The organism is Sphingomonas sediminicola (assembly GCF_014489515.1).
Taxonomy (GTDB): Bacteria; Pseudomonadota; Alphaproteobacteria; order Sphingomonadales; family Sphingomonadaceae; genus Sphingomicrobium; species Sphingomicrobium sediminicola.
Genome location: NZ_CP060782.1, coordinates 1,576,172 through 1,585,176, shown reverse-complemented (window position 1 = coordinate 1,585,176; position 9,005 = coordinate 1,576,172). Strand labels below are relative to the sequence as shown.

Below are 9,005 nucleotides of genomic sequence, written 5' to 3'. Positions count from 1 at the left end.
GACTAGCGCTTGAGGTAGCCCTCGAGGTCGCTGCGGATTTCCTCAATCGAGCTTCGGCTCCAATGCGAGCTCCACGGAGAATCGTCTTCATCGTCGTCCGGATTGAGGAAGGTTGGGACGTTCCAGCTGTGCGGCATCACATCCGGCCGCGCATTCGCAAGGCAGCCGATATCGAACGGGCAGACGAAACGAAGTCCCGCCTGGTCGCCACAGACCCATTGGACGGTCGTGAAATGCTGACCGGCATTGCCAAGATCGAGCATGACCTCGGCACCCAGTGGATAGTCGACGGCGACGTCTACGAGCGCGCCGCCAGCGGAGATATTGCGAAGGCGCACCGGGTTGCTGTCGTGCGCGTAGTGGATCTCGCCTTTCCAGATCAGCGGATGGCGCTTTTCATCGCGATTGCCGAGATCCTCCTCGACTTCCTCGCGCCCTTCCTCGGGTTGCAGTTCTTCGAGACGCACTTCGTCCGGAAAGCTGCGCTGGATGACCGCGAGAAGAAGTTCGGCGCGTTGCTCCCGGTCGCACTCGATCCTCGTCTCATGAGCGAACTCGAGGCCGATGGAGTCGCCCTTGATCCAGCGGACGGCACCATGGAGGCCGGAGCCTTCGCCCAGCTGCAGCTCGACGATGTCCCACAGCCGTGGAGCGAAACCACAACGGATCATTGCGCCGCCGCGCGACAGATTCACGACCTCAACGTCGTGGGATTGGTCCTCGTAGACGATAGTAGCTGTTTCGCCGCTGAGGCGATGGCGATCGCCGCCGCGATGATCGCCCCGCCGCGTTTCCGAGCGCGGAACCTTCACGCCGTCGAGCGCATCGCCGTCGCCTTCGCGAAGCGGATTCTTGTCGGTCACGACCAGTGCGGTTTTGACCCCGTGAAGGACCGCCGCCCTGAAGCTGTTACGCGTAGCCTCGACACCCATGAGGCCACGAATAGCTAATCTCGGTTAATAAGAGGTGAGCCTTACGACGAATAATACATGTCGAATTCGACCGGGCTCGGCGTGGTCTCCCAGCGCATGACCTCTTCCCATTTGAGCTCGATGTAGGCGTCGATCTGATCGTCGCTGAAAACGTCACCGCGGGTAAGGAAAGCGCGGTCGTTCTGAAGGTTGACCAGGGCTTCGCGGAGGGAGCCGCAGACGGTCGGAACGTTCACCAGCTCCTGCGGCGGCAGGTCGTAGAGGTTCTTGTCCATCGGATCGCCCGGATGGATGCGATTCTGGATGCCGTCGAGGCCGGCCATCAGGAGCGCCGCATAGGCAAGGTACGGGTTCGCCAGGGCATCCGGGAAGCGGAACTCGACGCGCTTCGCCTTCTCGCCCGCTCCGTACGGGATGCGGCAGGAAGCTGATCGGTTGCGGCTCGAATAAGCGAGCAGCACCGGTGCCTCGAAGCCGGGAACTAGACGCTTGTAGCTGTTGGTCGTCGGGTTGGTGAACGCGTTCAGTGCGCGGGCGTGCTTGATGACGCCGCCGATGAAGTAGAGCGCCGTCTCGCTGAGGCCCGCGTAACCATTGCCGGCGAACAGCGGCTTGCCGCCCTTCCACAGCGACATGTGGGTGTGCATGCCGGAGCCGTTATCCTGCGCGATCGGCTTGGGCATGAAAGTCGCCGTCTTGCCGTAGGCATGAGCGACCATGTGCACGACATACTTGTAGATCTGCATGCGGTCGGCGGTAGTGACCAGTTCGCCATAGGTCAGACCAAGCTCGTGCTGAGCGGCGGCGACTTCGTGGTGATGCTTGTCGCAGGGCAGGCCCATCTCGATCATCGTCGAGAGCATCTCGGCGCGAATGTCCTGGGCGCTGTCGACCGGAGCGACCGGGAAATAGCCGCCCTTGGCGCGCGGTCGGTGCGCGAGGTTGCCGCCCTCATATTCGCGTCCAGTGTTTGTCGGAAGCTCGATGTCGTCGATGCGGTAGGACGAGGCGCTGTAGCCGTCTTCGAACCGCACGTCGTCGAACATGAAGAACTCGGCTTCCGGACCGACGTAGACGGTGTCGGCGATGCCCGTCTGCTTCAGATAGGCTTCGGCCCGCGTCGCGGTCGACCGAGGGTCGCGTCCGTAAAGCTCGCCGGTCGAGGGTTCGACGACGTTGCAAAAGAGGACGAGCATCGGCGTCGCGCTGAACGGATCGACATACGCAGCGTCGAGGTCGGGCTTCAGGATCATGTCGGACTCGTTGATGGCCTTCCAGCCGGCAATCGAGCTTCCGTCGAACATGAAGCCATCGGTCAGCTGGTCCTCGTCGATCAGGCCCGATGCCATGGTCAAATGCTGCCATTTTCCCTTGGGATCGGTGAAGCGGAGGTCGACCCAATCGATCTCCTCGTCCTTGATGCGCGAAAGGATGCTGCCCGCTTCGGTTGCCATCATGACCTCGTCTGAATTGTGATTCGCCGCGAAAAGCGGCCTGTCCACAGCGATTCCCCAAGCTGGGCGAAGAGTCAGGAGGCCGGTGAACTTTTCACGAGCGGGCAGGGGCGCCCCGTAAGAAAGAAGCGGTCTGGATCGAGCTGATCGATCCAGACCGCTTCGGTCCTTGTGACAAGCAAGGGTGAGAGCGACAGGCAGTCTTGCCGAGCCGCGCCGCCGACTCTCTTCACGAGTAAATGACAATTTAACGGGGCTGTCCAGCAGGCAAATGTGAGATCCGCCAGCAACGCGTCGCTTAGCACGCTGGCGGATCTCGATCCGCGGCCAGTTACGCAACAAGGTCACGAACCGGAAACAGCCGTAGCGCGTCATCGCTCGGGATGAGACTAACCTATGTGAGCGTGCTCGCTCGGCCCATAGAATGAGCGAAAGATTGGCGGTTCTGGAGTGGCCGGTGCGCATCCCGAACCGCCGACGTGCCCCCACGCTCACGAGGACTTATGAACGCGGGCATCCTATCGAGCCGCCAGAGCTCGATGCCGTTCCGTAACGCCTAAGTCTGTCCAAAAAGGGGAGTTCAGCGACCTGCGAGGCGACGCACGAGACCCTCGAACACGGCTGGGTAGATCGGGTGCGCGAACGAAATTCCGACGTCCGATCCCTTCACCCAGCACACGTTGGATTCGATTGCGTCGAGCCCGTCAAACTTCACCCACACGGTCTCCTCGAGGCGCGGGCGCTCGACGAACTCCAGCTTGCAGCCTTCGGGCGAAATGTCGTGAACGTTTACGAGGAAATGGTGGTGTCCGCTGCGGCGAAGCTTCACTTCGGCCTGCAAGCTGACTCGGGTGCTTCGCCTTTCCCGCGGACCCTCAGGTCCGGGCCCGCTCTCGATATCCTTTTCCACGCATCGACCCCTCAAGAGGTACGCGTCAAATACAGTCTACTTACCCGTAAACAAATGTTAAATCTTGGCATGAAATGGACTGAAATCGGTCCGCTCGTCGTACACATCGACGCCCTCGCGGCCCTTCAGGAAGCCGACGACCGCGTAGGTCGCGGGCGTCAGGATCGCTTCCCAACTTACCTTCAGCACCCATTGTGTAATCAGCACTTTGATCACGAGGTCGTTGGTCCAGCCCACCGCGCCCCAGAATGCCAGCGGGTAGAAAATAAGGCTGTCGACGCCCTGGCCGACGACCGTGCTTCCGATCGTCCGGGTCCACAAATGCCTGCCTTCGGTCCAGATCTTCATCTTGGCTAGAACCAGGCTGTTCGCAAACTCGCCGGCCCAGAATGCGAGGATCGACGCGAAGACGATGCGCGGCACCTGGCCGAACACCTGCTCGTAGGCCGCCTGTCCGGTCCAGTCGGGGGCTGGCGGAAGCGCAACCACGACCATCGCCATGATCGCCATGAAGAGAAGCGCTGCCGTTCCCGCCCAGATGCAGCGCCGTGCGCGAGCGTAGCCGTAAACCTCGGTGAGCACGTCGCCGATCACATAGGACAAGGGGAAGAAGAGGATGCCTGCTCCGAACGGCCAGTCGCCGATCACGGGCAAATGAATGATGGCGACCTTGCCCGCGCCGAGTACGTTCGAAAGCAGCAGGATGGTGACGAACGCCACCATGACGAAGTCGAAGTAACGCAGGCGCCGCCCGCCCAGCGCCTCGGCTTCGATCCTTACCGGATGATGTTCCATTTCCCCCGTCACCACGGCTGTAGAGCGCGTTGACGGTGGGGGAGGCAAGACCTAATTCGGAGCCGCTACGACGCGGGTATGATGTAATGGTAGCCTGTCAGCTTCCCAAGCTGAACGCACGGGTTCGATTCCCGTTACCCGCTCCACCGCAGACCGTTCGGCGGATGGTCGAGCAGCAGCATACGGAACGCGTGAACGCAGTGAAGCGGCGACAGCCAATCAAGTGACATGCCGGGGCATGTCGCAGGCTGGAGCGCCCGGAGCGAAGCGCAGGGGCGACCGCGCCTAAATGCCACCTGAAAAGGGCTCGATCCCTGCTTCGGAAAGGCGCCGCTCAAGGTCCTTGGCGGTGCGCTCGACCAGATTCCCGTCGTCGGAGCGCACGACGAAATTCGCGCCGTACCGGCCGTCCTTAAAGAAGGGATAGCTGCCGATCGCGACGCCGTCGTTCGCGGCCTCCGCTTCCCGCAACAGGTCGGCGACTTCGCTTTCCGCCGCATAGGCTCCGACGGTGGCGGACACCATCGGCCGCCCGCCTTCGAGCTTTCCGTCGAGCGCCTCCATCATGGCGGCGGCGATGCCCGGCACGCCGGCGAGGATGAAGACGTTGTCCATCCTCACGCCCGGCGCCCCCGACGTAGGGTTTGGAAGAAGTTCCGCGCCCTCGGGCACCCTAGCCATGCGGAGCCTGGCGGCGGTCACGCCTCCGCGGGTCGCATAATAATCCTCCAGGATGCGGCGCGCTTCCGGATGGACGATGACCGGGACTTCGAAGGCTGCCGCAATCGAGTCCACGGTAATGTCGTCGTGGGTCGGCCCAATACCGCCAGTCGTCATCACATAGTCATAGGTCCGCCGAAGCTCGTTCACTGCGCTCGCGATGCGCGCGCCGACGTCCGGAACGACGCGGACCTCTTCCAGGCGAATGCCCTGGCGATTCAACCAGGTCGCGACCTGGGCGATATTCTTGTCCTGCGTCCTGCCGGACAGGATCTCGTCGCCAATGACCAAAAGCGCAGCGGTCCAGATCCTGTTGTTTCCCATTTCTGACCCATACGCGTTCTCATGTGGGTGCAAAATCCGGCCGGCGCGCCTATGTTGCAGGCGATGACCGAATATATCACCGTAGGAGCCGAGGATCGGGTCGAAGCCCGCAACGGCGTGATCAAGCTGCACGGACCGGAAGGGTTCGAAGGCATGCGCAAGGCCGGGCGCCTTGCCGCCGAGATTCTCGATGCGCTCGTCCCCACGTCGTTCCCGGCGTGACGACCGGCGAGCTCGACGACATCGCGCGCGAGCACATGCTTCGCGAGGGAGGTATTCCGGCGACGCTCGGCTATCGCGGGTATACGAAGAGCTGTTGCACCTCGATCAACCACGTTGTGTGCCACGGCATCCCGGGCGACCGGGCGCTCAAGGACGGCGACATCATCAACATCGACGTGACGCCGATCGTCGATGGTTGGCACGGCGACACCAGCCGCATGTTCCTGGTCGGCGACGTGCCCTTGAAGGCGCGCAAGCTGGTCGACGTGACCTACGAATGCCTGATGGTCGGTCTGGAGCAGGCGAAGCCGGGCAATCGCCTCGGCGACATTGCCGCCGCGATCCAGCGCCATGCAGAGGCGCGTCGCTACACCGTCGTCCGCGACTTTTGCGGCCATGGAGTAGGGCGCCTGTTCCACGACAGCCCGGAAGTCGTCCACGCTGGCCGTCCCGGCACCGGACCCGAGCTTCGCCCAGGCATGTTCTTCACGGTCGAGCCGATGATCAACATCGGCCGTCCGGACGTGAAGCTTCTCGACGATGGCTGGACGGCCGTCACGCGCGACCGCTCGCTGTCGGCGCAGTTCGAGCATTCGATTGGAATCACCGAGACGGGCCACGAGATTTTCACGAAGAGCCCGGCCGGACTCCACAATCCGCCTTACAGCTAAGGCAGACGCCGCCATCACTTATTGACACTGATGTCAGTTGATGAGAGCTTGCGTCCGGATGGATTCCACCCTGCCCAAAATGTTCAGCCACGCCGTGGCGATCGACCCGTCGGACATTGACCACATGGGTCATGTCAACAACAGCGTATACCTGAAGTGGGTGCAGGATGCGGTGATCGACTATTGGCAAAGCGTCGCTCCGCCGGACGCGGTGGCGCGGCACCTCTGGGTCGCGCTCAAGCACGAGATTTCGTACCGCAAGCCGACCTTCCTCCAGGACAATGTCGTCGCCGAGGTGATCGCTGAAAAGATGGAAGGCGCGCGCGCCTATTTCACCACAATCGTTCGCCGCGGCCAGGACGTGCTCAGCGAAGTGAAAAGCTGCTGGTGCTGCCTCGACGCGGTCACGCAGCGGCCGGCGCGACTGGCGCGGGACGTAGCGAGCAGGTTCCTTCCGCCTACTCCTTAGGAAGCGTCCTTTGGCCTGCTTTCAACCCAAATCGGACATAAGCGAACCTGTTAGCAACGGATACTTACCCCGTTCGGCTACTCGCTGCGCCGACTCCCTCTGTCCGATCTTTTTTGCGCGATCATCCCGAGCTTTTGACCGCCATGGTAGCTCACGATGCCGCACATCCGCCTTCCATCGGATGCAAGAGAGCCGTCGAAGCGAACGTCTCCCTCGCCCGTCGACACGATCATTGCCACGGTCCTGCCATCGGACGTCAGGCTGCGAACTACCGCCACGCCGGCGTTGAGCGCGATCGATCCCGCCAGCCGTTTATCGGACACCCCGAGAGAGAGGAGACCGAAGCTGGGAATGCCTCCCACATCCATGACCATGTCCCACTGACCCGAGAGCTCAGGCGGCTGACTTGGCTTTGTGGTCGACGCGGGGCAGTCAAAACGCATGCTTACGGCCTCGCTTGCTGCGGCCGGAACAGACGCAGATGCCAATGCTATGCCGGCGATAATCCGATTCATTGCTTTCTCCATTTGACGTTGTGCCGGCGGGTTGGCTGGTCGCGATGCCGGTCGACAACGGGGAAAGTCGTGAATAGCCTTCGCTAATTCGTGAGCGGTGGGCGGATGCAGTTGGCGAAGCGTGAATGGCGGCAAATGGCGAAGTGGCGGGGACTGATAAGCGCCGTCGCGATCGGCGCGCTGCTTGGTGTGATGGGTCCGTTCGGATCGCAAACCGCTTACGCGCCGGCGGTGAAATATGCGTTCTGGATGGTCGTTTCGCTCGCCGGTTACGCAGCCGCTGCTGCAGCCGATCGACTGCTCCCTCCACCTCGCCGGGCAGAAGAACGGCAACACGGATCGCCGCGGTAGCAGCCGCATCCGCGGTGCCCATGACGTTCTTTGTGGCGTGGGCCATGGGGGTGGTCCGGCCAGGTAGAACGTTCAGTCTCGTACAACTGCTGGGGTTGTTCCCGTACGTGGCCCTCGTCCAGCTGCTGATTGCCCGCATCATATCTCCGGACGACCAGATGACTGTGGCCGCATCCGTGGAACAGCCAGCCGCCGCTCCCGAATACCCGCCCGAGTTCATTTCGAAGCTGCCGGCTGCCTTGCGCCGGGACATACTCGCACTTGAAGCTGAGGATCATTACGTTCGCGTGCACACTGTCCACGGCTCGGCACTGATCTTGATGCGGCTGGCGGACGCGGCGGCGCTCATCGATCCCCGGCTGGGCCTTCGCGTGCACCGTAGCTGGTGGGTGGCCAAAGGCGGTGTTCGCACGCTGGAAAGAACGCCCGGACGAGCAATTGCTCGGCTGGTTGATGACACAGCAGTTCCAATCAGCAGGACACATTTGTCGGCAGCGCGGACAATGTTGCCAGAAGATTAGCTCTATCTAACCGATTTGGGATTCCACCTATGGTTCACGAGCCGGAGAGGCCGTTTCTCGTCTGCTCTGATTACGGCACCGGAGGCGTCTGGTGGTGGATTACGGCGTCATCGCCCGACGCAATCGTCGCCAAATACCGCGACGTAATTGTGTTCGATCAGCCTCCGGGTTGGTGGGATGCTGACAGGGATAGTCTTACGCCTCGTCGAGAATTATCCGACCCACCGGATGCTGCCTTGGCTCTCCTCAGTCGAAGCTGATGTCCGCTTTCCACCCATTCTGGACATTAGTTAAGCAGCGACTGCCTCGGCTGCTGCATCCCACCGCGCTGTAAGCTCTTGCGCCGCCTCGACGTCGGGCGGGAAGTCGACTTCGCCCCATTCGGCGCCGTTGATGTCGAGCGTCCACACGTCGCCGTTCTGAGCGAGGTGGTGAATCACTCGAAGGTACCAGATCGTGGTACCCTCGCTGGTGCGCATTGCGCGCTCGATGGCTTCGCGGAATTGCTCGGCTCCGCCTGAGCGGAAGGCCAGCAGGCCGATGGACTCGGCGTTCACACCCTCGCTGATCCTCTTGCCGATCGCGCGCAGCCGGCCGTCGTCGGCGGCCACGACCTTCATGTCGTCCTCGTCGTACCCTTCCTTGCGGTCGATGGTGACGCAGATGCCCGGCCGGTCATTGCTGACGACCTTCGCCATCAAGGCCTTCGAGACCAAAGTGTCGCCGTTCCATACCAGGCAATCTCCGCTCAGCTCCTCGCGCGCCATGTAGAGCGAGCCGGTATTGTCGGCGACCTTGTAAAAGGGGTTGAAGATAGTCCGCACCTTTGGCCCGCCGGTCCGCCGCGCAATCGCCTGATTGACCAATTCGTCGTGGAAGCCGGTGACGACCACGACTTCGTGCACGCCATTCGCTTCGAGCGTGTCGAGCTGGCGGTCGAGCAGGGTACGGCCGCTGAACTCGATCAGGCACTTGGGGCGGTCGTCGACCATGTGGCCGAGGCGCGAACCCTGGCCGGCGGAAAGAATGATGGCTTTCATTTCAGGCTTTCAATCGATTTGTGCGGCCCACTGCCTTTCAAATGCGGCCCTGATTGGGCATGGATGTTTCAACACGCTGCT

General features: G+C 62.0%; 10 protein-coding genes, 1 tRNA gene and 1 pseudogene. 5 read left to right on the top strand and 7 right to left on the bottom strand.

Annotation, left to right across the window (positions count from 1 at the left end; genetic code table 11):
- Positions 1-2 precede the first annotated feature (2 nt).
- The 4 genes from H9L14_RS08535 to H9L14_RS08520 all read right to left on the bottom strand — a co-directional run bounded on the left by H9L14_RS08535 (position 3) and on the right by H9L14_RS08520 (position 4,091).
- Positions 3-932 carry a PilZ domain-containing protein gene (locus H9L14_RS08535; RefSeq protein WP_187707769.1) on the bottom strand — a complete coding sequence of 310 codons (930 nt, stop codon included), beginning with the start codon at positions 930-932 and terminating at the stop codon, positions 3-5.
- A gap of 41 nt (positions 933-973) precedes the next feature.
- Positions 974-2,386, bottom strand: coding sequence for a type I glutamate--ammonia ligase (glnA, locus tag H9L14_RS08530; RefSeq protein ID WP_187709926.1), 1,413 nt, complete (start codon positions 2,384-2,386; stop codon positions 974-976).
- A gap of 580 nt (positions 2,387-2,966) precedes the next feature.
- Positions 2,967-3,296, bottom strand: coding sequence for a PilZ domain-containing protein (locus H9L14_RS08525; protein ID WP_187707768.1), 330 nt, complete (start codon positions 3,294-3,296; stop codon positions 2,967-2,969).
- Between the two features lie 57 nt (positions 3,297-3,353).
- Complete coding sequence (locus tag H9L14_RS08520) at positions 3,354-4,091, bottom strand: queuosine precursor transporter (protein WP_187707767.1); 738 nt, start codon at positions 4,089-4,091, stop codon at positions 3,354-3,356.
- Between the two features lie 72 nt (positions 4,092-4,163).
- Here H9L14_RS08520 and H9L14_RS08515 point away from each other — a divergent pair.
- A tRNA-Gly gene (locus tag H9L14_RS08515) sits at positions 4,164-4,237 on the top strand.
- 139 nt (positions 4,238-4,376) lie between these two features.
- Here H9L14_RS08515 and H9L14_RS08510 read toward each other — a convergent pair.
- Positions 4,377-5,135, bottom strand: coding sequence for a competence/damage-inducible protein A (locus H9L14_RS08510; protein WP_187707766.1), 759 nt, complete (start codon positions 5,133-5,135; stop codon positions 4,377-4,379).
- A gap of 63 nt (positions 5,136-5,198) precedes the next feature.
- Here H9L14_RS08510 and map point away from each other — a divergent pair.
- Positions 5,199-6,028: pseudogene (gene map, locus H9L14_RS08505) on the top strand (type I methionyl aminopeptidase).
- Positions 6,029-6,086: 58 nt separating this feature from the next.
- The gene (locus H9L14_RS08500) at positions 6,087-6,497 is read left to right on the top strand and encodes an acyl-CoA thioesterase (RefSeq protein ID WP_187707765.1); all 411 of its coding nucleotides are present in this window, start codon (positions 6,087-6,089) and stop codon (positions 6,495-6,497) included.
- A gap of 77 nt (positions 6,498-6,574) precedes the next feature.
- On the opposite strand, the gene H9L14_RS08495 is transcribed toward H9L14_RS08500, so the two are convergent.
- Positions 6,575-7,012, bottom strand: a complete 438-nt coding sequence (locus H9L14_RS08495; protein WP_187707764.1) for a hypothetical protein — start codon at positions 7,010-7,012, stop codon at positions 6,575-6,577.
- A 135-nt stretch (positions 7,013-7,147) separates the two neighbouring features.
- On the opposite strand from H9L14_RS08495, the gene H9L14_RS15805 reads away from it, so the two are divergent.
- A complete protein-coding gene (locus H9L14_RS15805) occupies positions 7,148-7,363 on the top strand; it encodes a hypothetical protein (protein ID WP_246444014.1) in 216 nt (71 codons plus the stop codon).
- Between the two features lie 20 nt (positions 7,364-7,383).
- Positions 7,384-7,884 (top strand): LytTR family DNA-binding domain-containing protein, encoded by a 501-nt coding sequence (locus H9L14_RS08490; RefSeq protein ID WP_246444011.1) that lies wholly within the window; start codon positions 7,384-7,386, stop codon positions 7,882-7,884.
- 290 nt (positions 7,885-8,174) lie between these two features.
- Here the strand turns inward: H9L14_RS08490 and H9L14_RS08485 are convergent, their stop codons facing one another.
- Positions 8,175-8,924, bottom strand: a complete 750-nt coding sequence (locus H9L14_RS08485; RefSeq protein WP_187707762.1) for a phosphocholine cytidylyltransferase family protein — start codon at positions 8,922-8,924, stop codon at positions 8,175-8,177.
- Positions 8,925-9,005 lie beyond the last annotated feature (81 nt).

Excerpts from the sequence above, each read along its gene's own strand:
- H9L14_RS08535 (WP_187707769.1), bottom strand. The coding sequence starts at position 932 with ATGGGTGTCGAGGCTACGCGTAACAGCTTCAGGGCGGCGGTCCTTCAC.
- glnA (WP_187709926.1), bottom strand. The coding sequence starts at position 2,386 with ATGGCAACCGAAGCGGGCAGCATCCTTTCGCGCATCAAGGACGAGGAG.
- H9L14_RS08520 (WP_187707767.1), bottom strand. The coding sequence starts at position 4,091 with ATGGAACATCATCCGGTAAGGATCGAAGCCGAGGCGCTGGGCGGGCGG.
- H9L14_RS08510 (WP_187707766.1), bottom strand. The coding sequence starts at position 5,135 with ATGGGAAACAACAGGATCTGGACCGCTGCGCTTTTGGTCATTGGCGAC.
- H9L14_RS08500 (WP_187707765.1), top strand. The coding sequence starts at position 6,087 with ATGGATTCCACCCTGCCCAAAATGTTCAGCCACGCCGTGGCGATCGAC.
- H9L14_RS08495 (WP_187707764.1), bottom strand. The coding sequence starts at position 7,012 with ATGAATCGGATTATCGCCGGCATAGCATTGGCATCTGCGTCTGTTCCG.
- H9L14_RS15805 (WP_246444014.1), top strand. The coding sequence starts at position 7,148 with ATGGCGAAGTGGCGGGGACTGATAAGCGCCGTCGCGATCGGCGCGCTG.
- H9L14_RS08490 (WP_246444011.1), top strand. The coding sequence starts at position 7,384 with ATGACGTTCTTTGTGGCGTGGGCCATGGGGGTGGTCCGGCCAGGTAGA.
- H9L14_RS08485 (WP_187707762.1), bottom strand. The coding sequence starts at position 8,924 with ATGAAAGCCATCATTCTTTCCGCCGGCCAGGGTTCGCGCCTCGGCCAC.